This is a genomic window from Streptomyces sp. NPDC020898 (assembly GCF_044333925.1).
Taxonomy (GTDB): Bacteria; Actinomycetota; Actinomycetes; order Streptomycetales; family Streptomycetaceae; genus Streptomyces.
The window spans coordinates 701,337-725,820 of the sequence record NZ_JBIRRV010000001.1 but is presented as its reverse complement, the minus strand read 5'-3'; the positions used below and the strand labels follow the sequence as shown (position 1 = coordinate 725,820).

23 protein-coding genes are annotated in these 24,484 nt (G+C 68.9%); 14 read left to right on the top strand and 9 right to left on the bottom strand.

All coding sequences use genetic code 11. From position 1 onward, the window contains the following. The first annotated feature begins 54 nt into the window (after positions 1–54). Positions 55–708 carry a pirin family protein gene (locus ACH4TV_RS03220; RefSeq protein ID WP_398395329.1) on the top strand — a complete coding sequence of 218 codons (654 nt, stop codon included), beginning with the start codon at positions 55–57 and terminating at the stop codon, positions 706–708. Between the two features lie 205 nt (positions 709–913). Here ACH4TV_RS03220 and ACH4TV_RS03215 read toward each other — a convergent pair whose 3' ends face one another. Then, a complete protein-coding gene (locus tag ACH4TV_RS03215; protein ID WP_398393675.1) occupies positions 914–1,753 on the bottom strand; it encodes a serine hydrolase domain-containing protein in 840 nt (279 codons plus the stop codon). Positions 1,754–1,784: 31 nt separating this feature from the next. Continuing rightward, complete coding sequence (locus ACH4TV_RS03210; RefSeq protein ID WP_398393673.1) at positions 1,785–2,255, bottom strand: GNAT family N-acetyltransferase; 471 nt, start codon at positions 2,253–2,255, stop codon at positions 1,785–1,787. A gap of 94 nt (positions 2,256–2,349) precedes the next feature. Here ACH4TV_RS03210 and ACH4TV_RS03205 point away from each other — a divergent pair, with 94 nt between their 5' ends. Together ACH4TV_RS03205 and ACH4TV_RS03200 are read left to right on the top strand one after the other, a co-directional pair. Continuing rightward, positions 2,350–2,859: a MerR family transcriptional regulator gene (locus ACH4TV_RS03205; protein ID WP_398393671.1), complete on the top strand. Its 510-nt coding sequence runs from the start codon at positions 2,350–2,352 to the stop codon at positions 2,857–2,859. A 5-nt stretch (positions 2,860–2,864) separates the two neighbouring features. Further along, a complete protein-coding gene (locus tag ACH4TV_RS03200; protein ID WP_398393669.1) occupies positions 2,865–3,923 on the top strand; it encodes an aldo/keto reductase in 1,059 nt (352 codons plus the stop codon). A gap of 121 nt (positions 3,924–4,044) precedes the next feature. Here the strand turns inward: ACH4TV_RS03200 and ACH4TV_RS03195 are convergent, their stop codons facing one another. The 3 genes from ACH4TV_RS03195 to ACH4TV_RS03185 form a co-directional block, all read right to left on the bottom strand. Further along, entirely contained in the window at positions 4,045–4,911 is an 867-nt protein-coding gene (locus ACH4TV_RS03195) for a DUF4429 domain-containing protein (RefSeq protein WP_398395327.1), read from the bottom strand. A gap of 58 nt (positions 4,912–4,969) precedes the next feature. Further along, positions 4,970–6,196: an alpha/beta hydrolase gene (locus tag ACH4TV_RS03190; RefSeq protein WP_398393667.1), complete on the bottom strand. Its 1,227-nt coding sequence runs from the start codon at positions 6,194–6,196 to the stop codon at positions 4,970–4,972. Between the two features lie 112 nt (positions 6,197–6,308). Continuing rightward, entirely contained in the window at positions 6,309–6,977 is a 669-nt protein-coding gene (locus tag ACH4TV_RS03185) for a TetR family transcriptional regulator (RefSeq protein ID WP_398393665.1), read from the bottom strand. A 100-nt stretch (positions 6,978–7,077) separates the two neighbouring features. On the opposite strand from ACH4TV_RS03185, the gene ACH4TV_RS03180 reads away from it, so the two are divergent. Next, positions 7,078–8,673: an MFS transporter gene (locus ACH4TV_RS03180; RefSeq protein ID WP_398393663.1), complete on the top strand. Its 1,596-nt coding sequence runs from the start codon at positions 7,078–7,080 to the stop codon at positions 8,671–8,673. Positions 8,674–8,954: 281 nt separating this feature from the next. Beyond that, complete coding sequence (locus ACH4TV_RS03175) at positions 8,955–9,266, top strand: small hydrophobic protein (protein ID WP_398393661.1); 312 nt, start codon at positions 8,955–8,957, stop codon at positions 9,264–9,266. A 21-nt stretch (positions 9,267–9,287) separates the two neighbouring features. Here the strand turns inward: ACH4TV_RS03175 and ACH4TV_RS03170 are convergent, their stop codons facing one another. Continuing rightward, on the bottom strand, positions 9,288–10,043 hold the full coding sequence (locus ACH4TV_RS03170; RefSeq protein ID WP_398393659.1) for a potassium channel family protein: 756 nt from the start codon (positions 10,041–10,043) through the stop codon (positions 9,288–9,290). Between the two features lie 130 nt (positions 10,044–10,173). Next, positions 10,174–12,906 carry a pyruvate dehydrogenase (acetyl-transferring), homodimeric type gene (gene aceE / locus ACH4TV_RS03165; RefSeq protein ID WP_398393657.1) on the bottom strand — a complete coding sequence of 911 codons (2,733 nt, stop codon included), beginning with the start codon at positions 12,904–12,906 and terminating at the stop codon, positions 10,174–10,176. Between the two features lie 469 nt (positions 12,907–13,375). Between aceE and ACH4TV_RS03160 the strand changes: the two genes are divergently transcribed. From ACH4TV_RS03160 to ACH4TV_RS03135, 6 genes are all read left to right on the top strand, one after another. Further along, the gene (locus ACH4TV_RS03160) at positions 13,376–13,813 is read left to right on the top strand and encodes a DUF3052 domain-containing protein (RefSeq protein WP_398393655.1); all 438 of its coding nucleotides are present in this window, start codon (positions 13,376–13,378) and stop codon (positions 13,811–13,813) included. A gap of 193 nt (positions 13,814–14,006) precedes the next feature. After that, positions 14,007–14,465, top strand: a complete 459-nt coding sequence (locus tag ACH4TV_RS03155) for a peroxiredoxin (protein ID WP_398393653.1) — start codon at positions 14,007–14,009, stop codon at positions 14,463–14,465. A 118-nt stretch (positions 14,466–14,583) separates the two neighbouring features. Continuing rightward, entirely contained in the window at positions 14,584–15,159 is a 576-nt protein-coding gene (locus ACH4TV_RS03150) for a TerD family protein (RefSeq protein WP_398393651.1), read from the top strand. Between the two features lie 115 nt (positions 15,160–15,274). Next, positions 15,275–15,850 (top strand): TerD family protein, encoded by a 576-nt coding sequence (locus tag ACH4TV_RS03145; protein WP_398393649.1) that lies wholly within the window; start codon positions 15,275–15,277, stop codon positions 15,848–15,850. A 50-nt stretch (positions 15,851–15,900) separates the two neighbouring features. Continuing rightward, on the top strand, positions 15,901–17,049 hold the full coding sequence (locus ACH4TV_RS03140; protein WP_398393647.1) for a DUF475 domain-containing protein: 1,149 nt from the start codon (positions 15,901–15,903) through the stop codon (positions 17,047–17,049). A 127-nt stretch (positions 17,050–17,176) separates the two neighbouring features. Further along, entirely contained in the window at positions 17,177–17,914 is a 738-nt protein-coding gene (locus ACH4TV_RS03135) for a Tellurium resistance (protein ID WP_398393645.1), read from the top strand. A gap of 250 nt (positions 17,915–18,164) precedes the next feature. On the opposite strand, the gene ACH4TV_RS03130 is transcribed toward ACH4TV_RS03135, so the two are convergent. Beyond that, positions 18,165–18,947, bottom strand: a complete 783-nt coding sequence (locus ACH4TV_RS03130; protein WP_398393643.1) for a TerD family protein — start codon at positions 18,945–18,947, stop codon at positions 18,165–18,167. 217 nt (positions 18,948–19,164) lie between these two features. Between ACH4TV_RS03130 and ACH4TV_RS03125 the strand changes: the two genes are divergently transcribed. The 3 genes from ACH4TV_RS03125 (at position 19,165) to ACH4TV_RS03115 (ending at position 23,740) form a co-directional block, all read left to right on the top strand. After that, positions 19,165–20,337 (top strand): HpcH/HpaI aldolase/citrate lyase family protein, encoded by a 1,173-nt coding sequence (locus ACH4TV_RS03125; protein ID WP_398393641.1) that lies wholly within the window; start codon positions 19,165–19,167, stop codon positions 20,335–20,337. Positions 20,338–20,399: 62 nt separating this feature from the next. After that, on the top strand, positions 20,400–22,913 hold the full coding sequence (locus ACH4TV_RS03120; protein WP_398393639.1) for a phosphoribosyltransferase: 2,514 nt from the start codon (positions 20,400–20,402) through the stop codon (positions 22,911–22,913). Further along, a complete protein-coding gene (locus ACH4TV_RS03115) occupies positions 22,910–23,740 on the top strand; it encodes an HAD family hydrolase (protein WP_398393637.1) in 831 nt (276 codons plus the stop codon). Before ACH4TV_RS03120 ends, ACH4TV_RS03115 begins: the two co-directional genes overlap by 4 nt. Here ACH4TV_RS03115 and ACH4TV_RS03110 read toward each other — a convergent pair. After that, positions 23,667–24,434, bottom strand: coding sequence for a DedA family protein (locus tag ACH4TV_RS03110; RefSeq protein ID WP_398393636.1), 768 nt, complete (start codon positions 24,432–24,434; stop codon positions 23,667–23,669). The two genes, ACH4TV_RS03115 and ACH4TV_RS03110, sit on opposite strands and share 74 nt — an antisense overlap. Positions 24,435–24,484 lie beyond the last annotated feature (50 nt).

Genomic DNA, 24,484 nt, shown 5'->3' with positions numbered 1-24,484 from the left:
GGGACGGGAGAGTGCGGCGTCGGGCCCACGGTCGGGTCTACGGTGGGGTGCGTGATGGACGTACGGCGCGCGGACGAGCGTTACCCGGGGGGAGACCCGGCGGCCGGTATCGAATCGTGGCACGCCTTCTCCTTCGGCCCCCACTACGACCCGGACAACCTCCGCTTCGGCGCGGTGATCGCCTGCAACGAGGAGCGCCTCGCCCCCGGCGCCGGCTTCGACGAACACGCCCACAGCCACACCGAGATCGTGACGTGGGTGACGGAGGGGGTACTCACCCACCGCGACTCCACGGGCCACGAGACGGTCGTGGTCCCGGGGGACGTCCAGCGCCTGAGCGCGGCGGCGGGCGTACGCCACGTGGAACGCAACGAGGGGTCGGTCCCCTTGACCTTCGTCCAGATGTGGCTGGCCCCCCTGCACCCCGGCGGCACCCCGACCTACGAGACGGTCCACGGCATCGCGGACTCCACCCCGTACGCGGTCCCGGAGGCCGCCGCCATGCTCCACGTACGCCGTCTCCTACCGGGCGAACGCACGGCCGTCCCGGACGCGGCGTACGTCTACATCCATGTCGTACGGGGTGAAGTCCGCCTGGGAGCACAGAAGTTGGCCCCCGGGGACGCGGCACGCATCACGGCGGCGGAGGGCATGGAGGCGATCGGGGTGACAGCGGCGGAGTTGCTGCTCTGGGAGATGACAGGCTGACGACGTCTCGGCACACCTATGCCCACCCACCACCCGACTCGGTCGGGCAAGAGGTACCGACAACCCTCTCCAGCGCAGGCCCGCATTTCCAGCCTGTCCGGCGTTTGAGGACAAGGCCCGTTCAGGGCCGTAGCGGGGGTCTGGGGGCGGCAGCCCCCAGGGATGGGACGGGTAAGGGCGGCGGGGGCGAGAAAGCGACCCGGCCTCAGCCCAGCACCTCCGCCAGCACCGCCTCCGTGAACCCCGGCCACACCTCGACCGCCCACGCCCCGAAGGCCCGATCGGTGAGCGCCACACACGCCACCCCCACCACCGGGTCGATCCACAGAAACGTACCGGACTGCCCGAAATGGCCGAACGTACGCGGAGACGACGAACTCCCCGTCCAGTGCGGCGACTTCACGCCCCGGATCTCGAACCCGAGCCCCCAGTCATTGGGGTTCTGGTGCCCGTACCCCGGAAGAACACCCTTCGTCCCCGGGTACTGGACCGTCATCGCGTCCGCGACCGTCCGCGGATCGAGCAGCCGGGGCGCCTGCACCTCCGCCGCGAACCGCACCAGATCCCCGACAGTCGAGACACCGTCCTTGGCCGGGGACCCCTCCAGCCCCGTCGACGTCATCCCCAACGGCTCCAGCACCGCCTGCCGCAGATACTCCGCGAACGGAATCTCCGTCGCCTTCGCCACGTGATCCCCCAACACCTCGAACCCGGCGTTGGAGTACAGCCGCCGCTCCCCGGGCGGAGCCGTCACCCGGTGCTCGTCGAAGGCGAGCCCGGAGGTGTGCGCCAGGAGATGGCGGACGGTGGACCCGGGCGGCCCGGCCGGCTCGTCGAGTTCGATGGCGCCCTCCTCGTACGCGACGAGGGCGGCGTACGAGGCGAGCGGCTTGGTGACCGAGGCGAGCGGGAACCGGTGGCCGAGGGGGCCGTGACTGCCGAGAACGGCACCGTCCGCCCGTACGACGGCCGCGGCGGCGGTGGGCACGGGCCAGCTCTCGATCAGCGCGAGGCTCTTCAACGAATGCGACGACTTCGACGACATGCCGTCGAGCTTACTGACGAGCTCAGGGGCCTCAGAACCGCAGTCGCATGAAGGGGTCGGGCTGACGCACGAAGCCCATCGACGCGTACAGCGGCTCCGCCTCGGCGGACGCGGTGAGGTCGATCTGGCCGACGTCCTGCTCACGGAACCACTCCACCAACGCGTTCATGCAAGCCCGCGCGTACCCGCGCCGGCGCGCGTCCGGATCGGTGGCGACACTGAAGACGTACCCGACCCGTCCGTGCGGATTGCCGGCCCGCCCGATCCGGTACTCGACAGTCCCCGCGGCGAGTGCGGCGAGTGATCCCGGCCGCTCGGAACGGTCGACGACGAAAGCGGCGAAGCCACCGGCCGGATCCGCGAGCCTTCCGCTCACGGTGGCCAGGGACGCGGACTGCCACCCGGCGTCGGTGTTCGCCCCCGCCATCGAGTCGATCATCACCTGGCGCAGCCGCAGCAGTTCTCCGGCATCCTCGGCTGTGGCACGGCGTACGAGAGTCATGATCCGTACGGTAATAAGCTCGGACCGGCCAAGTCTCCGCAATATCGCGGTATCCGCTTGCTTGGAGTGCACTCCAAGGTTTTAGCGTGGGGGCATGACGGTGCTGGAGACCACAGACGCCACCACGAACACCACAGCCCCCGCAAGCCCCGTGACGGCCGACAGCTGTGCGGGCCCACGGCAGCCCGAACGGCGCCCGGACGGGCAGGACCGCTACACGATCAGCGAGGTCGTCGTCTTCACCGGGCTGACCGCGCACACCCTGCGCTGGTACGAGCGCATCGGGCTGATGCCGCACATCGACCGCTCGCACACCGGCCAGCGCCGCTACAGCAACCGCGACCTCGACTGGCTCGACCTCGTGGGCAAGCTCCGGCTGACCGGTATGCCGGTCGCGGACATGGTGCGGTACGCCGAACTGGTGCGCGAGGGAGACCACACGTACGGCGAGCGGTTCGAGCTGCTCGAATCGACCCGCAGAGCCGTTCTGGAACGGATCACCGAGCTCCAGGACACGCTCGCGGTACTCGACCGGAAGATCAGTTTCTATGCGGAGGCGGACCTCGACGCAGGTCTCGTCCGCGAGGTGGAGAGGGCACGATGAGTGCGATGAGTCCGACGAATCCGACGAATTCGATGGCGAACGACGACAGCAGCAGGCTCGGTACGGCACCGCTCGGCACCGGCGGCCCCGAGGTCGGCGTACAAGGCCTCGGCTGCATGGGCATGAGCATCGCGTACGGCCCCACGGACGCCGACGAGGCCCGCGCCACGCTGGAACGCGCACTCGAACTCGGCGTGACCCTCTACGACACGGCGGACGCCTACGGCGACGGGGAGAACGAACGTTTCCTGTCCCCGTTCTTCAAGGCCCACCGTGACGAGGTCGTCGTCGCGACGAAGTTCGCCCTGTCGATGCCGGCGGGCATCTCGGGCCCGCGCGTCATCCGCAACGACCCTGCCTACATCCGCCAGGCGATCGAGGCCAGCCTCAGGAACCTCGACCTCGACGTCATCGACCTCTACTACATGCACCGGCGCGATGTGAACGTCCCCATCGAGGACACCGTCGGTGTGATGGCCGACCTGGTGCGCGAGGGCAAGGTCAAACAGCTGGGCCTCAGTGAGGTCACGGGCCGCGAGCTGCGCGCGGCCCAGGCCGTGCACCCGATCGCCGCCGTCCAGTCGGAGTGGTCCCTCTTCAGCCGGGACATCGAGGCGGGCGTAGTCCCGGCGGCCCGCGAACTGGGCGTCACCCTGGTCCCGTACTCCCCCCTGGGCCGAGGCTTCCTGACCGGCTCCTTCACCAACGCCGACCAGGATCTGACGGAGGGCGACTTCCGCCGCACCCAGCCCCGCTTCACGGGCACCAACGCCACCGAGAACGCCGCGCTGTTGGCCCCCGTCCGAGCCGTCGCCGAGTCCCACGGCGCCTCCCTCGGCCAGATCGCCCTGGCCTGGGTACACCAACAGGCCACCCTCCACGACCTCCCGGTCATCCCGATCCCGGGCACCCGCACGCGCACAAGGATCCAGGAAAACACAGCAGCGACCCGGATCGTCCTCACCGAGAAGGACCTCGCCCAACTGGACCCGATCGCCCCAAAGGTCGCAGGCACCCGCTACCCCGACATGACCTTCGCATCAGCGAGCCGGGAAGCGCTCTAGGAACGAGGGGTGCTCTTTGAGCGGCACGGCAACTGCTGCTTTTAGGGGCGCGGGGAACTGCGCGACAAGCCACCCACAACCCGCACCCGCCAACGCACCGAACCCCCCACCCCAATAGGCGCTACAACTCCGCCAACAACTCAGCCTTCTTCACCGAAAACTCCTCATCCGTAACCAACCCCGCCTCATGCAACTCCCCAAGATGCCGAATCCGTTCAGCAACCTCCCCAGGATCACGCCGCCCGGAGTTCAACTGAACCGCAGCCGCCCCACCCGCGGAGCGAACCGCCGCCAACACCGCCGCCGCGAACGGCAACGACTCATGCACAGGCCCGTATCCCAGCCCGAACACCACCGCCGCCGGATCCTGATCGGCCTGCGCAACCGGCGGAGCCGCCCGTAGCAACCGCAGATGCCCCTCGAACACCTCGGGGGAGCGCCACTCGACGCCCGTCAGGTCGGCGACCGGGAACGTCTGGTCGCCGGCCTTCCACTTCGCCGACGACGCGCCCGTCCAGAACCACCGGAAGGACACCGCCCGCCCGTCGAAGGACGCCTTCGCGTCGTACGCCTTGAACGCCCGCGGCACACTGGGCGCGTCGACAAGAAACCTTTCCGCCGGCCCCCTGTCGGCGACACCGAGCTCGGCCACCCGAGCCCGCAACTCATCGGCGTAGTACTCCGCGAGCACCTCCCGCTCGGCCGGCAGCACCAGCCGGTACGGATCGCAGCCGTCCTTCAGCTGGCCGTCGGCCGCCTCCATCAACGGGTCGGCGCCCGGCCGGGGTTCGGCGTGCAGCACCACCGTCCCGCGCTTGCCCCGGGTCAGCGTCACACCCGCGATCGCCCCCAGCGGGATACGGCGTTCGCCGAGCGCCTGGAAGAGCTTCGGCGTGCGGATACCCCGTTCGAAGCGGATGAGCACGGAGTCGGACTCGAACTCCCAGGCGGCATGAAATCCGGCCAGTACGTCACCCATGCGGCTCATCGTATGCGGCGCGAGCTTCATAGTCCCCTCCCCGGGCACACCGTGATTTCTGCGTCCTCTACGCGCGTCCGGCCGCCGTCCCGGCGGACAAACCCTCTACGCACGCGTCATCCTTGCGATCCTGCTGCGCGCACAGCACCTCGCCGTACGCGCCGACGCCGATCTCGGCGAAGTTGTGCAGACTCTCCGTACCCGGCTCGAAATAGCCACCGTGTCCCTTCGCGCCCCGCGCGGACAGCACCCGCGCGCCGAAGGCCGACGACACCGGATCGGCGCCGTGCCCGAGGCCGCCGACCTCCAGATACGGCACGTCCTGGATCCAGTCGTCGGCGTCCCGCATCGCCCACACCCGGGCGGAGGTGTGCAGTTGAGCGGAGTTCTCGACCCGCATGCCGGGGCTGCCGGCCACCGCGATGTCACTCACCCGGCGCGGCAGTTGGTGCGCGGCGACCCCGCACACCACCGAGCCGTAGCTGTGGCAGTACAGCGCGACCGGCGCCCGGCCGGGCAGGCCGCGCACCAGCGCGTTCAGCCGATGCGCCCCGGACTGGGCGCGCATCGACGTCGCCGCGTCCATGCCGATCCCGGCGGGCGCGGTGTAGTCGGCCCAGGCGATCACGGCCGTACGGGTCGTGGGGCTCGCCTCCCACTCCGCGAGGTACAGCGCCGAGGCCATGCCGACGGGCGCCGAGTACTTGCGGTTGGTGCGCTGGAAGGTGAGGAGGTCGGTGTCGACTCCCGGTACGACGACCGAGACGCGCTGTGCCTTGTCCAGGTCGCCGAAGACCTCGGCGATCCGGCCCGACCCCTCCGGGTCGAAGGCCAGGATCTGGCGTCCGCTCTCCAGCAGCGCGTCGAAGCGGTGCATCCTGCGCCCCGCCTCGTGCTGTCCGACGGGCGACAGCCGGCTGTCGTGCATGCGCACCCGCTCGGTCTCGCGGGCCGTGTGGAGCGCGATGCGGTTGGCGCGATAGCGCAGCACGACGGGCGCGCCGTTCATGTTGCCGACGGCCAGCGGGTAGCGCCGGACGAGCCGGTCGCGCTGGTGGGCGGTCAGCGAGGTGAAGAACCGCGCCAGCCTGGCGGGCGTTCCGTCCGGGTCGGGCAGCGCGTGGCCGCCTATCCGTCCGTCCTCCCACGCGGAGAGCGACGCCTGGAGCGGCGAGGGCGTGCGTTGGCTGCGGATCGCGGTCCAGCCGGTCGTCGCGAGCATCACGAAGACCACGGCCAGCGCGAGCAGTGCACGCCAGGCGTTCAGTTGCGGGGAGGCGTCGAAGGAAGTCACTGAAAGGACACACTAGGAGAACGAGAGGGTCTCGCGTTAACCGAGTGACGGGGATCACGTTTCGGTAACCGGCCCTCTATGTACGACTTCGTGAGCCCCCTCGTACAGGGTGTCACCGCTGTTCCGTACGCCAGTTCCCGGCCAGCGCCGGCCCCATGGCGTCGAGGAACGTGCTGGTCAGTTCGCGCATCGCCGTCACGCTCATGTCCGAACCCAGACCCCACCGCCGTTCCGTCAGCCGCATCAGCCCGCCGAACAGCGCCACCACGACCCGCGGCCGGAGGTCGCTGTCCACGTCGACGCCCTCGCGCTCGGCGACGACCCGCGCCACCGCCTCCTCCATCTCGACGGAGCGGCGCATGTGTGCGGCGAGAAGCACCGGCGTCGACTCGATCACGTGGTACATGCGCATCTGCAACTCCGCCGGTACGACGGACTCCACGGCCTCGTTGATGCTGTGCCAGCCCTCCAGTACCGCCTGCCGCAGCGCCTCCAGCGGGGCCTCGTGGGGCGGGCGTTCGCGTACCGCCTCGATGAAGCGGGTCTCCGCGATGCGGTGCACGGCGAAGGCGGCGTCCTCCTTGCCGGCGAAGTAGCGGAAGAAGGTGCGCTGCGAGACCTCGACGGCCTCGGCGATCTCGTCGACGGTCGTGTGCTCGTACCCCTTGGTGGTGAACAGGACGAGGGCGGCGCGCACCAGCGCGTCCCGGGTGCGCTGCTTCTTGCGCTCGCGCAGGCCGGTGCCGGACCCCGGACCCACCTCGGTTTCGGCAGCGCTCATGACGATCAGGCCTCTTCGTTCTTCTCGGTGAGTGACGTGTCAGTTACCGACTTGTGAACTGGTTTGTCAATTGTCAGTGGCTGTCATTAGCCTCGAACGCATGACTAGCCAGACCACTATCGACCCGGCCGCCCCGGCGGACCCCACGCCCGTAAAGGGGCTGCGCGGCCATCCGTGGCTGACCCTGATATCCGTGGCCGTCGGGGTCATGATGGTGGCCCTCGACGGCACCATCGTGGCCATCGCCAACCCGGCCATCCAGAAGGACCTGGGCGCGAGTTTCGCGGACGTCCAGTGGATCACCAACGGTTACTTCCTCGCGCTCGCGGTCACGCTGATCACCGCGGGCAAGCTCGGCGACCGGTTCGGGCACCGGCAGACCTTCCTCATCGGCATCGTCGGCTTCGCGGCGGCCTCGGCGGCCATCGGACTGTCCAGCAGTATCGCCCTGGTGGTCGTCTTCCGGGTGCTCCAGGGGCTGTTCGGCGCGCTGCTGATGCCGGCCGCGCTCGGCCTGCTGCGGGCCACGTTCCCCGCCGAGAAGCTGAACATGGCCATCGGCATCTGGGGCATGGTCATCGGCGCCTCCACCGCGGGCGGCCCGATCCTCGGCGGACTGCTCGTCGAGCACGTCAGCTGGCAGTCGGTGTTCTTCATCAACGTGCCGGTGGGCATCCTGGCCCTCGTCATCGGCCTGGTGATCCTGGTCGACCACCGCGCGGAGAACGCCCCGCGGTCCTTCGACATCCTGGGCATCGCCCTGCTCTCCGGTGCGATGTTCTGCCTGGTGTGGGCGCTCATCAAGGCGCCGGCGTGGGGCTGGGGCGACGGAAAGACCTGGCTTTTCCTGGTGGTGTCGGTGGCGGGCTTCGCGTTCTTCGCCTTCTGGGAGCAGAAGGTCAAGGAGCCGCTGATCCCGCTCAACCTGTTCCGCTCGGTCCCGCTGTCGGCGGGCGTGGTGCTGATGGTCCTGATGGCCATCGCCTTCATGGGCGGCCTGTTCTTCGTCACCTTCTACCTCCAGAACGTGCACGGTATGAGCCCGATCGACGCCGGGCTGCACCTGCTCCCGCTCACCGGGATGATGATCGTCGGCTCCCCCCTCGCGGGCGCCATGATCAGCAAGACCGGTCCGCGCATCCCGCTCGCGGGCGGTATGGCGTGCGTCGCGATCGCCATGTACGGCATGTCCACGCTGGAGACGGACACCGGCAGCGGCATCATGTCGCTCTGGTTCGCCATGCTCGGCCTCGGCCTCGCGCCGGTCATGGTCGGCGCGACGGAGGTCATCGTCGGCAACGCCCCGATGGAGCTCTCCGGTGTCGCCGGCGGCCTCCAGCAGGCCGCGATGCAGATCGGCGGCAGCCTCGGTACGGCGGTCCTGGGCGCGGTCATGGCGTCCAAGGTCGACAACGACCTCGCGGGCAACTGGGCGGACGCGGGACTCCCGCAGCTCACCCCGGAGCAGCAGGCCCAGGCCTCGGAAGCGGTCCAGGTCGGCGTGCCCCCGGTGGCGCCGGGCACACCGGAGACGGTCGTCGCCCAGATCACGAAGGTCGCCCACGACACCTTCATCTCCGGCATGAGCCTGGCCTCGCTGGTCGCGGCCGGCGTCGCCGTGGTCGCCGTCCTGGTCGCGCTTCTGACGAAGCGTGGCGAGAACGCGGAAGCGGGCGCGGGCGCGGCGCACATCTGAGGCGCATATATCCCGCATATATCTACGCCCCGTGGGGCGGGGTTCGCTCATCAGGGTGACTCCGCTAAAGATTCCTCCCCTTCGGGACACGGGACAGGTCACAGTTAGTCAAGTCCTCCGCACGACATGGTCGTTACGACATGGGAGGACCGCCGGGCCGCGGCGCGCTGCCGGAGGGGGACAGCGCGCCGACGGGCCCGCCGGGTGGCTAGAAACCCGCGACGGGGGTACCCGCCTCATCGACCCCGAACTACGGACACATTCCAGGGAGTTGATGAAAGATGGCGGCCTTCGGACGGCAGCACCCCACCCGCAGGCACCCCGGCTCACGCACCAGGACCTGGCAGCGCTCCGCACCGGACAGCGCGACGCTGGGCATCATCGGCCTCATCTGCGCCGTCGCGGGCTTCTTCGCCCTCGGCATCGTCCTGGGCCCCGTGGCGATCGTCTGCGGCTGGCTGGCGATGGGCCGCAGCTGGAGGGGCCCGTACCCGATACCGCCCCTGGTGGCCGTGGTCCTGGGCGCGATCGACACCCTCCTGGCCCTCATGTGGCTGGCGGGCACCTCGACCCCGGGCAACGGCTTCTTCTGACCGCCCTGAAGAGGCTGCTCCCTAAAGAGGCTGCTCCTCGCCCACCCGGTCCCTCGTGACGGTCAACGCGGACAGCTCCGCCCGCAGCGCCCGCACCTCGTCCGTCAGCGCGCTGATCGCCGCAGTCTGCTCCCGTTCCTTCTCGCCGTCCCTCTCGAACCGGGAGATGAACCACGCGGCGATGTTCGCGGTGACCAGACCGAGCAGCGCGATCCCGGACAGCATCAGCCCGACCGCGAGAATCCGGCCCGCGCCGGTCGTCGGCGCGTGGTCCCCGTACCCGACCGTGGTCATCGTCGTGAACGACCACCACAGCGCGTCATCCAGCGTTCGGATGTTCCCGTCCGGCGACGCACGCTCCACCGACAGCACGGCCAGCGAACCGAACATCAGCAGCCCCACCACGGCCCCGCCGACATACGTCGTCAGCCGCACCTGGGACGCCATCTGGGCCCGCCGCCCCACCAACAGCAGCGTGGAGACGACCCGCAGCAGCCTGAGCGGCTGCAGCAGCGGCAGCAGCACGGCGAACAGGTCCAGCCAGTGCCGTCGTACGTACTCCAGGCGCTGTTCGGCGAGAGAGACCCGCACGACATAGTCGACGGCGAAGGCGCCCCACACGACCCACTCCGCGATCGTGCATGCCAGCTTCACGGCCGGGCTCGCGGGGTTGTCAACAATGGGCACCGCATAGGCGACGGCGAACACGACAGCGAGCCCCAGCAGAGGCCGCTGAGTACGCCGATGCCAACGAGCCTGCGCGGACTGTTCCTTCATGCCCCGCTTAGTAAGGGCCAGGAAGCGCCCCTATAGGAGGCCCCGAAGGGGCGCTCCTATAGGGGCGCGGGGAACTGCGCGACCAGCCACACCGAACCCGCAGACAAAAAACCGCACTACCCGCGGAGCGCTACGCGTCGCCGCCCGCGGCTCCCGGGTCCGCCGCCGCCACGTCGAGCAGCTGGTAGCGGTCGATCGCCTGCTTCAGCACCGAGCGGTCGACCTTGCCCTCCTTGGCCAGCTCGGTCAGGACCGCCACCACGATCGACTGCGCGTCGATGTGGAAGTGGCGCCTGGCCGCGCCCCGCGTGTCCGCGAAGCCGAAGCCGTCCGCGCCCAGGGACTGGTACGTCCCCGGCACCCAGCGCGAGATCTGGTCCGGAACCGAACGCATCCAGTCGGACACGGCCACGAACGGTCCCTCGGCGGCACCGAGCTTCCGCGTCACGTACGGGACGCGCTGCTCCTCCTCCGGGTGCAGCAGGTTGTGCTGCTCCACCGCGACCGCCTCGCGCCGCAGCTCGTTCCAGGAGGTCGCCGACCAGACGTCCGCCTTCACGTTCCACTCGGCGGCGAGGATCTTCTGCGCCTCCAGCGCCCACGGGACGGCCACACCGGACGCGATGACCTGCGCCGGGATGGAACCCGAGGTCGCCTCGCCCACCCGGTGGATGCCCTTGAGGATGCCGTCGACGTCGACGCTCGTAGGCTCGGCCGGGTGCTGGATCGGCTCGTTGTAGACGGTGAGGTAGTAGAAGACGTCCTCACTGTCGGGCCCGTACATCCGGCGCAGACCGTCCTGCACGATGTACGCGATCTCGTACGAGTACGCCGGGTCGTACGCCACACAGCCCGGGTTCGTCGAGGCGAGCAGCTGCGAGTGGCCGTCGGCGTGCTGCAGCCCCTCGCCCGTCAGCGTCGTACGGCCGGCGGTCGCACCCAGCACGAAACCGCGCGCCAACTGGTCGGCCATCTGCCAGAACTGGTCGCCGGTGCGCTGGAAACCGAACATCGAGTAGAAGACGTACACCGGGATCAGCGGCTCGCCGTGCGTCGCGTACGCCGAACCGGCGGCGATCAGCGAGGCGGTGCAGCCGGCCTCCGAGATGCCGTCGTGCAGCATCTGGCCGGTGGGCGACTCCTTGTAGGCGAGGAGCAGATCACGGTCGACCGCCTCGTACTGCTGGCCGAGCGGGTTGTAGATCTTCGCGCTCGGGAAGAACGAGTCCATGCCGAACGTGCGGTACTCGTCCGGCGCGATCAGCACGAAGCGCCTGCCGATCTCCTTGTCCCGCATGAGGTCCTTGAGCAGCCGCACGAACGCCATGGTCGTGGCGATCGACTGCTGACCCGAGCCCTTCTTCACACTCGCGTACGTCTTCTCCCCGGGCAGCGTCAGCGGCTTGGCGCGGACGACGCGGGTCGGGACGTAACCGCCGTGCGACTTGCGGCGGTCGTGCATGTACTGGATCTCTTCCGAGTCGCGGCCCGGGTGGTAGTACGGCGGCGCGCCGCTCTCCAGCTCCTTGTCGGAGATGGGGAGGTGGAGCCGGTCGCGGAAGCCCTTGAGGTCGGCCACCGTCAGCTTCTTCATCTGGTGCGTGGCGTTGCGGCCCTCGAAGTTGGGCCCGAGGGTCCAGCCCTTGACGGTCTTCGCGAGGATCACCGTCGGCTGGCCCTTGTGCGCCTTGGCCGCCGCGAACGCCGCGAAGATCTTCTTGTGGTCGTGGCCGCCGCGCCCCAGATGCAGGATCTGGTCGTCGGTCATGCCCTCGACCATCGCGCGCAGCCGCGTGTCGTCACCGAAGAAGTGGTCGCGGATGTACGAGCCGGTCTCGGTGGCGTACGTCTGGAACTGACCGTCGGGGGTCGTGTTCATCTTGTTGACGAGCACGCCGTCCCGGTCCTGCGCGAGCAGCGGGTCCCAGCTGCGGTCCCACACCAGCTTGATGACGTTCCAGCCGGCGCCCCGGAAGACCGACTCCAGCTCCTGGATGACCTTGCCGTTGCCGCGCACCGGTCCGTCGAGGCGCTGGAGGTTGCAGTTCACGACGAAGGTCAGGTTGTCGAGGTGCTCACGGGCGGCGATGGTCAGCTGGCCGAGCGACTCCGGCTCGTCCATCTCGCCGTCACCGAGGAACGCCCACACGTGCGACTTGGAGGTGTCCGCGATCTCGCGCGCCTCCATGTAGCGGTTCATCCGCGCCTGGAAGATCGCGCCGAGCGGGCCGAGGCCCATCGAGACGGTCGGGAACTCCCAGAAGTCCGGCATCAGACGCGGGTGCGGGTACGAGGACAGCCCGTACGGCGCCTTCGACTTCTCCTGGCGGAACGCGTCGAGCTGCTGCTCGCTGAGCCGGTCGAGGAGGAACGCGCGGGCGTAGATGCCGGGGGAGGCGTGGCCCTGGAAGAAGATCTGGTCGCCGCCGTCGCCCTCGTCCTTGCCCCGGAAGAAGTGGTTGAAGCCCACGTCGTAGAGGGAGGCGGAGGAGGCGAAGGTCGCGATGTGGCCGCCGACGCCGATGCCGGGCCGCTGAGCGCGCGACACCATCACGGCGGCGTTCCAGCGGGTCGCGTTGAGGATGCGGCGCTCGATCTCCTCGTTGCCGGGGAAGAAGGGCTCGTCCTTCGTCGCGATCGTGTTGACGTAGTCCGTGCTCCGCATCTCGGGCACGGCCACGCGCTTCTCGCGGGCTCGCTCGATCAGCCGCAGCATCAGATACCGGGCCCGCTCCCGGCCGCGCTCGTCGACGGCGGCGTCGAGGGAGTCGAGCCATTCCTGGGTCTCTTCGGGATCGAAGTCAGGAACCTGACTCGGAAGGCCACCAATGATGATCGGATTGCGATCTGATCCGGAAGCCACGCTGTTCCTTCGCTCTCGGAGGGCTTGATCCGGGACACACTGTGGGCCTGCCCCGGGGCTGCGAATGCACTGGTCCCCATCGTGTACCCCGAGGCCGGGTACGTCACCTCTACTCAGAGGTAGCCCCAAAGGAGGTCTCCGGGCCGGGCGTGACCGCAGCCAAATCGCAACGATACGCCCAGTCCGTGACGTGTTCCGTAAAGCGATTCGGATCTCGCACGCATGTGTGAGAGGTTCGGGAGTCACTCGGGAGCAGCAAAACCGCAAAGCGGGCAGAATGGTGTGGCGTGCGTCACTTGTTCCCGGGAACCGCTGTCTGAAGTTGCGGCGACACCGCCAGGATCGTCACCGTTTCGGCGGTCTGAACGGCCGGGTACTTGCGCGATCCGCCCTGCCCGTGTGGACTACGGCCAATGCTTCGCGCACGCGCGTGGCTGGACATTTCTCGAACATGATCAGGAGGCAACCCGTGAGCGCGACCGCGGACCACGCGGAGGAGCGGACTAACCCTGCCGCAAGGCTGGGGTTCCAGCCCGAGCAGGTGGTCCAGGAGATCGGCTTCGACGACGACGTCGACCAGGAGCTCCGCGAGGCCATTGAGGAAGTCATCGGCAGTGATCTCGTGGACGAGGAGTACGACGACGTCGCAGATGCCGTGGTGCTGTGGTTCCGCGACGACGACGGCGACCTGACCGATACGTTGGTGGATGCCACCACGTACATCGAAGAAGGCGGCGCGATTCTGCTCCTCACGCCCAAGACGGGCCGTGACGGCTACGTGGAGCCGAGCGACATCTCTGAAGCCGCGACGACGGCGGGTCTGTCGGCGACGAAGAGCGTCAGCGTGGGCAAGGACTGGAGTGGGAGCCGTCTGGCGACGCCCAAGACAGCGAAGTCCAAGAAGTGAGTTAGGAAGTGACCGTCGGCCGAAGCGGGTGTCCACCCAGGGGCTGCCGCCCCCGGACCCCCGCTTCGGCCGAACGGCCTCGCCCGAAAACTCCCCCGGAGGGGGGATCTCCGCACGGGCCGGACATACGACCGTCGGTGGTTGCTCACTAGGGTGTTCTCACCCGAACGGCCCATCGAAGGGATGCAGGATCATGGCGATCGAGGTCGGCGACAAGGCCCCGGACTTCGAACTCAAGGACAACCACGGCGCCACCGTGCGGCTGTCGGACTTCCGCGGTGCGAAGAACGTGGTGCTCCTCTTCTACCCCTTCGCCTTCACCGGCGTGTGCACCGGCGAACTGTGCGACCTGCGGGACAACCTGCCGAGGTTCACCGACCGCGACACGCAGCTGCTCGCCGTCTCCAACGACTCCATCCACACCCTGCGCGTCTTCGCCGAGCAGGAGAGCTTCGAGTACCCCCTCCTGTCCGACTTCTGGCCGCACGGCAACATTTCGCGCGCGTACGGCGTCTTCGACGAGGACAAGGGTTGCGCGGTGCGCGGGACCTTCGTCATCGACAAGGAGGGCGTCGTGCGGTGGACCGTCGTCAACGGGCTGCCGGACGCGCGCGACCTGAACGAGTACGTGACGGCGCTCGACACCCTGTGATGCTGTTTTCTCGGTTCCAGGCCCTGCGTGGGACGGGAACCCGTCACTAGGATCGACACGTTGATCCGATACCGACGCACGGCGGGGCACACCGCCCCTGGACACCAATGGAGGACTCGTGGGAGTCAGCCTCAGCAAGGGCGGCAACGTATCGCTGACCAAGGAGGCCCCCGGCCTTACCGCGGTCATCATCGGTCTGGGGTGGGACATCCGTACCACCACCGGTACCGACTTCGACCTTGACGCCAGCGCCATCCTGACCAACACGGACGGCAAGGTCAGCAGCGACGCCAACTTCGTGTTCTTCAACAACCTCAAGAGCCCGGACGGCTCGGTCGAGCACACCGGCGACAACACCACCGGTGAGGGCGAGGGCGACGACGAGCAGATCAAGGTCAACCTCGCGGCGGTCCCGGCCGACATCGACAAGATCGTGTTCCCGGTCTCGATCTACGACGCCGAGAACCGCCAGCAGTCCTTCGGCCAGGTCCGCAACGCGTTCATCCGCGTCGTGAACCAGGCCGGCGAGGCGGAGCTCGCGCGCTACGACCTCTCCGAGGACGCCTCGACGGAGACCGCGATGGTCTTCGGCGAGCTGTACCGGCACGGCGCGGAGTGGAAGTTCCGCGCCATCGGCCAGGGGTACGCGTCGGGCCTGCGCGGTATCGCGCAGGACTTCGGCGTGAACGTCTGAGCCGGGCTCCCGCCTGCCCTGCCCGTCCGGCGCCGCACTGCACAGTGCGGCGCCGGACGCGCTCGGCAGACCTGTTCCGTGACCGCAAGGCTTCACCTCGGGGAGGACCAGCAACATGGGCGTCACGCTTGCCAAGGGAGGCAATGTCTCCCTCTCCAAAGCCGCACCGAACCTCACCCAGGTACTGATCGGGCTCGGCTGGGACGCGCGTTCCACCACCGGCGCACCGTTCGACCTCGACGCCAGCGCACTGCTGTGCGGGGGCGGACGGGTACTGGGCGACGAGTGGTTCGTCTTCTACAACCAGCTCACCAGCCCCGACGGCTCGGTCGAGCACACCGGCGACAACCTCACCGGTGAGGGTGACGGCGACGACGAGTCGCTGATCGTCGACCTCCCCAAGGTGCCGGCCAACTGCGACAAGATCATCTTCCCGGTGTCGATCCACGACGCGGACAACCGGGGACAGACCTTCGGCCAGGTCAGCAATGCCTTCATCCGGGTCGTCAACCAGGCCGACGGCCAGGAACTGGCCCGCTACGACCTCTCCGAGGACGCCTCCACGGAGACGGCGATGATCTTCGGGGAGCTGTACCGCTACCAGGGCGAGTGGAAGTTCCGTGCAGTAGGGCAGGGGTACGCGTCAGGTCTCCGGGGCATCGCTCTAGACTTCGGAGTCAACGTTTCGTAAAGCCGAGTACGGCAGCGGGGGAGACCCGTAAACACACGATTGGGTAGCCAGTGATTCTGAAAACCTTCGGCTGGTCGTTCGCGGTAACCGCGCTCGGCCTGGTCGCGGCGGTCTTCTACGGGGGGTGGACCGGCTTCGGAGTCGTGGCGATCCTCTCCATCCTCGAGATCTCGCTGTCCTTCGACAACGCGGTGGTCAACGCCGGAATCCTGAAGAAGATGAGTGCCTTCTGGCAGAAGATCTTCCTCACCATCGGCATCCTCATCGCCGTCTTCGGTATGCGACTCGTCTTCCCGGTCGTCATCGTCGCCATCAGCGCCAAGGTCGGCCCGATCGACGCGGTCGACCTCGCGCTCAACAACAAGGACCGTTACCAGGAGCTGGTCACCGACGCTCACCCGTCGATCGCCGCCTTCGGTGGCATGTTCCTGCTGATGATCTTCCTCGACTTCATCTTCGAGGACCGTGACATCAAGTGGCTCGGGTGGCTGGAGCGCCCGCTCGCCAAGCTCGGCAAGATCGACATGCTGTCTGTCTGCATCGCCCTGATCGTGCTCATGATCTCCGCGATGACCTTCGCGACCAACGCCCACCAGCACGGCGGGGCGCACGTCGACAAGGCGCAGACGGTTCTCATCTCCGGCATCGCCGGTCTGATCACGTACATGATCGTCGGCGGACTCTCCGGCTACTTCGAGGGCAAACTCGAGGAAGAGGAGGAACGCGAGCACGAAGCGGAGGAAGAGGCCGAGCGGACCGGCAAGAAGAAGCCGGCCATCGTTCTCGCCGGCCAAGCCGCGTTCTTCATGTTCCTGTACCTCGAAGTACTGGACGCGTCCTTCTCCTTCGACGGTGTGATCGGCGCCTTCGCCGTCACGAACGACATCGTGCTGATGGCCCTGGGCCTCGGTATCGGCGCCATGTACGTCCGGTCGCTCACGGTCTACCTCGTCCGCCAGGGCACCCTCGACGACTACGTCTACCTGGAGCACGGCGCGCACTACGCGATCGGCGCCCTCGCCGCCATCCTGCTCGTCACCATCCAGTACGAGATCCACGAGGTCATCACCGGCTCCGTGGGCGTCATCCTGATCGCCTGGTCCTTCTGGTCCTCGGTGCGCCGCAACAGGGCGCTGGCAGCGGCAGAGGGAAAAGCATCGGGCTCGGACGAGAAGACTGAGGTCTCGTCCGGGGTGTGACAACCTCCGGTGTGAGGAACGCTCTGAGCGGGGCGGCTACGAGGAATCGTCCTCGTCGGCCGCCCCGCGGCTTTGACGGCCGTTACGGATGCGCGGGGGCTTGACGGGTGGGACGGGTGGGGACGGAATGAGTTTCTGGGACGACCTGCGGCGCGGCGGTACGACGGACTTCGACACCGGCAGCTCCGCGAGCAACTCCATCGAGCTGACCAAGCGGCACCAGCGGGTCTCGCTCACCAAGCAGGGCGCCGCGACCGGCCATCTGCGCATCAACCTGTCCTGGCGGATGCGTACGTCGGACATCGGCGGCCCCAAGCGCCAGAGCCTGTGGCGACACCCCTTCCAGGCGCTGAAGCCGGAGGAGGTCCAGGGGCACACCCAGAGCATGGTGAACGTCGACCTCGACCTGGGCATCCTGTACGAGCTGGCCGACGGCACGAAGGGCGTCGTACAGCCCCTGGGCGGGTTCCTCGGCGACACGAACGCGCCGCCGTACGTCAAGCTGAGCGGGGACGACCGGTTCGGGTCGGCGTCCGGTGAGACGGCGTACGTCAACCTCGACCACCGGGACGAGATCAAGCGGCTGCTGGTGTTCGTGTACATCTACGATCAGACGCCGGCGTTCGACCGGACTCATGCGATCGTCACCCTTTACCCGAGCAACGGTCCGCGGATCGAGATAGGTCTCGACGAGCGGCATTCGCAGGCTCGGTCCTGTGCGGTGGTGATGATCGAGAACGTCAAGAACGAACTGATCGTCCGACGGGAAGTGAAGTTCGTGTATGGCTTCCAGGCGGAGCTTGATCGGTTGTACGGGTGGGGCTTGCAGTGGGGCAGGGGGTACAAGTCGAAGGCGGAGCGGTGACGCTCTGGTGCGGTGCGTTGCCTAAGAGCTCGGGGGGTTCTGTTTCGTGGCGGGTGCGGGCTCGTTGTGGCTTGTCGCGCCCCGCGGCGGAGCCGCACAACGACACAGCCCAGCGCCCCTATGGGGCGCGCTTGTTCTAAGCGGTCCTGGTGAAGTTGGGTGCGCAACCCGCGCCCCGAAGGGGCGCGGGGAACTGCGCGACCAGCCCCCACCGGCCCGCGGCAAACGAACCGCATATCCCGCGGAGCGCTTAGCGTCCGATGAACTGGGGGCCTTGGGGCGGGAAGCGGAAGTCCGGGTCCGGGGAGGCGCCTACCGGTTGGGGGTAGCCGTAGGCCGGGGCGCTGGTGGGCTGGGGGTAGCCGTAGGCCGGCTGGGGCGGGAGGGCGGCGGCCTGTTGGGGCTGGTCCGGTTGGTGGACCGTCGTTGTCGCCGCCGAGGGGTCGGTCGTCGTGGCGGGCGTCGTGTCGGGGAAGGGCTGCGAGAGCGGCTGGTCCTCCACCGAGATACCGAAGTCCGTCGCCAGGCCCTCCAGGCCGTTCGAATAGCCCTCGCCCAGCGCGCGGAACTTCCAGCCGTCGCCGCGCCGGTACAGCTCGCCGCAGATCAGAGCCGTTTCCTCGCCCGTCTCCGGCTTGACGTCGAAGTACGCCAGCGGTTCACCGTCGGTGACCGTGCCGTCGTACAGCAGGATGCGCAGGGTCCGTACGCGGTCGAAAGCGACGCCGTCCGCCGAGGCGACCAGCAGAATCTGTCCGACTCCGGACTCGACACCGGTCAGGTCGGTCTGGATCGTGTCGGTCAGGCCCTCGGCCACCCGTTTCTTGCCGAGCCGCCAGACCTTGCCCGAGGGGTGGCGGGGCTGGTTGTAGAAGACGAAGTCCTCGTCGGAGCGCACACGACCGTCGGGGCCGAGGAGCAGCGCCGAGGCGTCGACATCCGGAATCCCCTGCCCGGGCGTCCAGCGCAGCACGGCGCGCACCGTCGTGGCTTCGAGCGGGACGTTCGACCCCTTCAGCATCGCGTGCGTCATGCGGTCATCCTGCCCTCTCGGTCCTGGTCACGACAACGCGGGGGCACCGGTTCCGCGGTCGTATCGAGAGTGTTCGCCGTCGTACTGTGATTGTCCGTGCTTGTCCGCGTTACCTGAACTTCATTCCCAGTGGGAACCCCCGACATGGATCCCTACGTACTATTACCGGCCACCCAACGACACTCGACCGGCAGTCCCGCTGCCCCGGGGGAGATTCATGCGTCATTTCGGGCACATCGCTCCTGAGGTACGGCGGCGCCTGTTCCACCAGGAGCCGTGCGAGTTCACCGCCGACTCCCCGGCCAGGCTGCTCTCCGCGGCCCTGGGGGCCACGCTGTACAGCCCGGCCACCCGCCCGCGCCTCGCCGACGCCATCGTCAAGCAGGTCTCCCGCGGTGTCGTCTCGATGGTGCTGTGCCTGGAGGACTCGATCGACGACTCGGAGGTCGAGGACGCCGAGGAGAACCTGGTGCGGGAGTTCGGCGTGCTGGCCGAGCGCCCCGACGCCGCCACCGGGCTGCCGCTGCTGTTCATCCGGGTCCGTACACCCGAACAGATCCCCGACCTCGTACGCCGCCTCGGGCCCGCCGCCCGGCTGCTGTCCGGGTTCGTGATGCCGAAGTTCACCGAGGAACGCGGAATGCCGTTCCTGGAGGCCCTCGCCGCCGCTGAGGCCGCCAGCGGGCACCGTCTGTTCGGCATGCCGGTGCTCGAATCCCCCGAGCTGATGTACCGGGAGACGCGCGTAGAGACGCTGGAGGGCATCTCCCGCGCCGTCGACAAGTACCGCGACCGCGTCCTCGCCCTGCGCCTCGGCGTCACCGACTTCTGCTCCTCGTACGGACTGCGCAGAGCCCCCGACATGACCGCGTACGACGTCCATGTCGTCGCCTCCGTCATCGCCGACGTCGTCAACATGCTGGGGAGGGCCGACGGGACCGGGTTCACCGTCACCGGGCCCGTCTGGGAGTACTTCCGGGTCCAGGAGCGCATGTTCAAGCCGCAGCTGCGCCGCAGCCCCTTCCTGGAGGGCCAGGCCGAGGAACTGCGCGAGAAGCTCATCGAGCACGCCATGGACGGGCTGCTCCGCGAGATATCACTCGACCAGGCCAACGGTCTGCTCGGCAAGACCTGCATCCACCCCTCGCACGTGCTGCCCGTGCACGCCCTGTCCGTGGTCAGCCACGAGGAGTTCAGCGACGCCCAGGACATCCTGCGGCCCGAGCGCGGCGGCGGAGGCGTCCTGCGGTCGGCGTACACGAACAAGATGAACGAGGTGAAGCCGCACCGCGCCTGGGCCGCGCGGACCCTGCTGCGCGCCGAGGTCTTCGGCGTCGCCAACGAGGACATCGGCTTCGTGGAACTGCTCACCGCCGGTATCCCCGACTGATCTCCATCTCCGACTGTCGGTACTGCTCACATGACACCCCCGACGAACACACATAGGGACGCATGAACAACGCTGTGAACAACGGGGTCTGGTCCGGGACCTGGGTCGCCGAGCGGCTCGGGGTCGAGCTGGTCGGCGACGGCGAGCTGCGGGAGCTGCTCGGTCTCGCCCTGCGGCGCAACCCCAAGCGGGCGCACCTGCTGGTGTCGAACGTGCTCGGCAAGCACGTCCCGCAGTCCCCGGCCGTCGTCTACGGGCACGGCTTCGCCCTGGGCAAGCGGGTCCGCGAGCTGCTCGGCGCCGACGAGTCCCGGCGCGCCGTCGTCCTCGGATACGCGGAGACGGCCACCGGGCTCGGCCACTGCGTCGCCGACGGCGTGGGCCTCGCGCCCTACCTCCACTCCACCCGGCGCCCCGTCGACGGCGTCGCCCGGGCGGGCGGCTTCGAGGAGGCCCACTCGCACGCCACCTCCCACCTGCTCCTCCCGGAGAACCCCGCGCTGCTGGCCGGCCCCGGCCCGCTGGTCCTCGTCGACGACGAGTTCTCCACCGGCAACACCGTCCTGAACACCATCCGCGCCCTGCACGAGCGCTACCCGCGCGAGCGGTACGTCATCGTCGCCCTCGTCGACATGCGCTCCGCCGCCGACGCCGGCCGCCTGGACGAGCTCGCGGACGAGATCGGCGCCCGCGTCGACCTGGTCAGCACGGCGAACGGAACGGTTCGCCTCCCGGAGGGTGTGCTGGAAAAGGGGCAAGAACTAGTCGAGCGGTACGAGACCGACCTAGGGGCGCGGGGCTCTGTTGAATTTGCGGCTACCGCCGCGCGGGCGCGACCAGCCCCCACTGCCCCGCAGCCGCCAAACAACCAATTCACCCGAGTCGATCTGCGCTGGCCCGTCCGGCTGCCGGACGGCGGACGGCACGGGTTCACGCCGGGGCACCGAATACGGCTGGAGGGCGCGCTGCCCGCCATGGCCGCCCGGGTCGCCGACGCGCTGCCCGACCCGGCCCGGCGCGGGCGCGTCCTCGTCCTCGGGTTCGAGGAGCTGATGTACGCCCCGCTGCGCCTCGCCCGCGAGCTGGAGCAGGTGGTGGCAGGGGCCGAGGTCCGTTACTCGACGACCACGCGTTCGCCCGTCCTCGCCGTGGACGACCCGGGGTACGCGATCCGCAGCCGCCTCGTCTTCCCGGCCCACGACGACCCGGCCGACGGCCCCGGCGAGCGCTACGCCTACAACGTGGCGGGCGCCGGCTTCGACGCCGTCGTCGCGGTCGTGGACTCCGCCGCCGACACACCCGAACTGCACGCCCCCGACGGGCTGTTGGCCACGCTCGCCGCACACACGCCGAACGTCGTGCTCGCCGTCGTCCCCTCGTACGTACCCGCACTCCCGCACGTTCCCGAAAGGCCCGCCATGCTTCCCGAGCCCCTCCGCGGACCCGCGTTCTCCTCGTATCCACCGGACGAGGTCGGCTGGCTGCTGCAGGATCTCTCGGACGTCAGCCTGGAGGCGCCCACCGAGGAGCGCGAGGAGGCCATCCAGGCGGGCGGCGCCCACTACGCCGAGTCGCTGCCGGTCGAGTACCAGCCCAGCGACCAGTACCAGGAGCTGTTCCGCGCGGCCCTCGACACCTCCGCCGCCCGCATCGCCCAAGCGGTGGGCGCGGTGACGGAGTTGGTGCTCGCGGAGCGTTCACCACGTCCGGTGCTCGTGTCGCTTGCCCGCGCGGGGACTCCGGTCGGTGCGCTGATGCGTCGCTGGGCCAAGCACCGGCACGGGCTCGAACTGCCCCACTACGCCGTGTCGATCGTCCGGGGCCGGGGCATCGACGCCAACGCGCTGCGCTGGCTGGCCGCCCACCACGACCCCGCCGACGTCGTGTTCGTCGACGGCTGGACCGGCAAGGGCGCCATCACCCGCGAACTCGCCGACGCCATCGAGGAGTTCGAGGCGTCCGACGGCATCGCGGGCTTCGACCCGGAGATCGCGGTACTGGCCGACCCGGGCTCGTGTGTCCGTACGTACGGCACCCGCGAGGACTTCCTCATCCCCTCCGCCTGCCTCAACTCGACGGTGTCCGGGCTCATTTCACGGACCGTCCTGCGCGCGGACCTCGTCGGCCCCAACGACTTCCACGGCGCCAAGTTCTACCGCGAACTCGCCGGCGCGGACGTCTCCGTCGACTTCCTCGACGCCGTCTCCGCCCGCTTCCCCGAGGTCGCGGACGCCGTCGACACCTCGGTCAAGGAACTGCTCGCCGCCGACCGTTCCCCGACCTGGGAGGGCTGGGCGGCAGTCGAGCGCATCAGCGAGGAGTACGAGATCAACGACGTGAACCTCGTCAAGCCCGGCGTCGGCGAGACCACCCGGGTCCTGCTGCGCCGCGTCCCCTGGAAGATCCTGGCCCGCGCCGGAGCGGGCGCCGACCTCGACCACGTCCGCCTGCTCGCCGAGCAGCGGGGCGTACCGGTCGAGGAGGTGGCCGACCTCCCGTACACCTGCGTCGGGTTGATCCACCCCAAGTACACGCGGGGCGCGACCGGCGCCGACGGCAAGGCGGTGTCGGTATGAGTGTCGTGCAGAACTCCGTAACGGGGCCCGTGCTGGTCGCCAGCGATCTCGACCGCACGCTCATCTACTCCGCCGCCGCCCTCGCGCTGACCATGCCGGACGCCCGTGCGCCCCGGCTGCTCTGCGTCGAGGTGCACGAGAGCCGGCCGCTGTCGTACATGACGGAGACCGCCGCCGGACTGCTCACCGAGCTGGGTGACGAGGCCGTCTTCGTGCCGACGACGACCCGGACCCGTAAGCAGTACCTGCGCATCAACCTGCCGGGCCCGGCGCCGAAGTACGCGATCTGCGCGAACGGCGGGCACATCCTCGTCGACGGCGTCGCCGACGAGGACTGGCACGACCGGGTGCAGGCCCGGCTCGCGGACGAGTGCGCGTCCCTGGACGAGGTCCGGGAACACCTCGCCGCCACCGCCGACCCGCTCTGGGCGCGCAAGCACCGGGTCGCCGAGGACTTCTTCGCCTACCTCGTCGTCGAGCGCGAACTGCTGCCCGAGGAATGGGTGAAGGAACTCGCCGTCTGGGCGGAGAACCGGGGCTGGACGGTCTCCCTCCAGGGCCGCAAGATCTACGCCGTGCCGAAGCCGCTCACCAAGAGCGCGGCCATGCGCGAAGTCGCTCGCCGCACCGGGGCGCGTCTTGCTCTCGCGGCCGGGGACTCTCTCCTGGACGCTGACTTGCTTCTCGCCGCTGATCGGGGGTGGCGGCCGGGGCACGGTGAACTGGCGGAGACCGAGTGGAACGCCGACACGGTTACCGCGCTTCCCGAGCGGGGGGTCGCGGCGGGGGAGCGGATCCTTCGGGAGTTTCTGAGGGAGGTGCGGTAGCGCGCTGTTGGGGGTTGTCGGGGGGCTGCGGCGCCGTTGTGGCTTGTCGCGCAGTTCCCCGCGCCCCTGTGGGGCGCGTTTTCGTGCGGGGGCGTTTGATTCGTACCGTGACGAAGGCGAGCAGGGCGACCGCCGCCGCGGCCAGCACGACCTTCGAGTACGCGGAGACGAGGGTCGTGACCTCGGACCAGTTGTCGCCCAGCAGGTAGCCCGCGAACACGAAAGCGGTGTTCCAGAGGGCGCTGCCGAGGGTGGTGAGGCCGAGGAAGACGGGCAGGGGCATGCGTTCGACGCCGGCCGGTACGGAGATCAGGCTGCGGAAGACGGGGATCATCCGGCCGAAGAACACCGCCTTCGTGCCGTGCCGCAGGAACCACGCCTCGGTCTTCTCGATGTCCGCGACCTTGACCAGCGGCAGCCGGGCGGCAAGGGCGACGGTGCGGTCGCGGCCGAGCAGCGCGCCGATCCCGTACAGCGCGAGTGCGCCGACGACCGAGCCGACCGTGGTCCAGAGCAGCGCGGCGAGCAGGCTCATCTGCCCGGTGCTCGCCGCGAACCCCGCGAGCGGCAGGATCACCTCGCTCGGCAGCGGCGGGAAGAGGTTCTCCAGCGCGACGGCGAGGCCCGCGCCCGGGGCTCCGAACGTGGCCATGAGGTCGGCGACCCACTGGGGAGCGTCCGGCGTGGCTGTCATACGGGCAGGCTAGGAAACCGAACCTGAAGAGACCCTGAACCCCGGTGAGC

Excerpts from the sequence above, each read along its gene's own strand:
- ACH4TV_RS03110 (WP_398393636.1), bottom strand. The coding sequence starts at position 24,434 with ATGACAGCCACGCCGGACGCTCCCCAGTGGGTCGCCGACCTCATGGCC.
- ACH4TV_RS03145 (WP_398393649.1), top strand. The coding sequence starts at position 15,275 with ATGGGCGTCACGCTTGCCAAGGGAGGCAATGTCTCCCTCTCCAAAGCC.
- ACH4TV_RS03130 (WP_398393643.1), bottom strand. The coding sequence starts at position 18,947 with ATGACGCACGCGATGCTGAAGGGGTCGAACGTCCCGCTCGAAGCCACG.
- ACH4TV_RS03180 (WP_398393663.1), top strand. The coding sequence starts at position 7,078 with ATGACTAGCCAGACCACTATCGACCCGGCCGCCCCGGCGGACCCCACG.
- ACH4TV_RS03215 (WP_398393675.1), bottom strand. The coding sequence starts at position 1,753 with ATGTCGTCGAAGTCGTCGCATTCGTTGAAGAGCCTCGCGCTGATCGAG.
- ACH4TV_RS03155 (WP_398393653.1), top strand. The coding sequence starts at position 14,007 with ATGGCGATCGAGGTCGGCGACAAGGCCCCGGACTTCGAACTCAAGGAC.
- ACH4TV_RS03125 (WP_398393641.1), top strand. The coding sequence starts at position 19,165 with ATGCGTCATTTCGGGCACATCGCTCCTGAGGTACGGCGGCGCCTGTTC.
- ACH4TV_RS03200 (WP_398393669.1), top strand. The coding sequence starts at position 2,865 with ATGAGTCCGACGAATCCGACGAATTCGATGGCGAACGACGACAGCAGC.
- ACH4TV_RS03220 (WP_398395329.1), top strand. The coding sequence starts at position 55 with ATGGACGTACGGCGCGCGGACGAGCGTTACCCGGGGGGAGACCCGGCG.
- ACH4TV_RS03185 (WP_398393665.1), bottom strand. The coding sequence starts at position 6,977 with ATGAGCGCTGCCGAAACCGAGGTGGGTCCGGGGTCCGGCACCGGCCTG.
- ACH4TV_RS03135 (WP_398393645.1), top strand. The coding sequence starts at position 17,177 with ATGAGTTTCTGGGACGACCTGCGGCGCGGCGGTACGACGGACTTCGAC.
- ACH4TV_RS03195 (WP_398395327.1), bottom strand. The coding sequence starts at position 4,911 with ATGAGCCGCATGGGTGACGTACTGGCCGGATTTCATGCCGCCTGGGAG.
- ACH4TV_RS03115 (WP_398393637.1), top strand. The coding sequence starts at position 22,910 with ATGAGTGTCGTGCAGAACTCCGTAACGGGGCCCGTGCTGGTCGCCAGC.
- ACH4TV_RS03205 (WP_398393671.1), top strand. The coding sequence starts at position 2,350 with ATGACGGTGCTGGAGACCACAGACGCCACCACGAACACCACAGCCCCC.
- ACH4TV_RS03170 (WP_398393659.1), bottom strand. The coding sequence starts at position 10,043 with ATGAAGGAACAGTCCGCGCAGGCTCGTTGGCATCGGCGTACTCAGCGG.
- ACH4TV_RS03120 (WP_398393639.1), top strand. The coding sequence starts at position 20,400 with ATGAACAACGCTGTGAACAACGGGGTCTGGTCCGGGACCTGGGTCGCC.
- ACH4TV_RS03210 (WP_398393673.1), bottom strand. The coding sequence starts at position 2,255 with ATGACTCTCGTACGCCGTGCCACAGCCGAGGATGCCGGAGAACTGCTG.
- ACH4TV_RS03175 (WP_398393661.1), top strand. The coding sequence starts at position 8,955 with ATGGCGGCCTTCGGACGGCAGCACCCCACCCGCAGGCACCCCGGCTCA.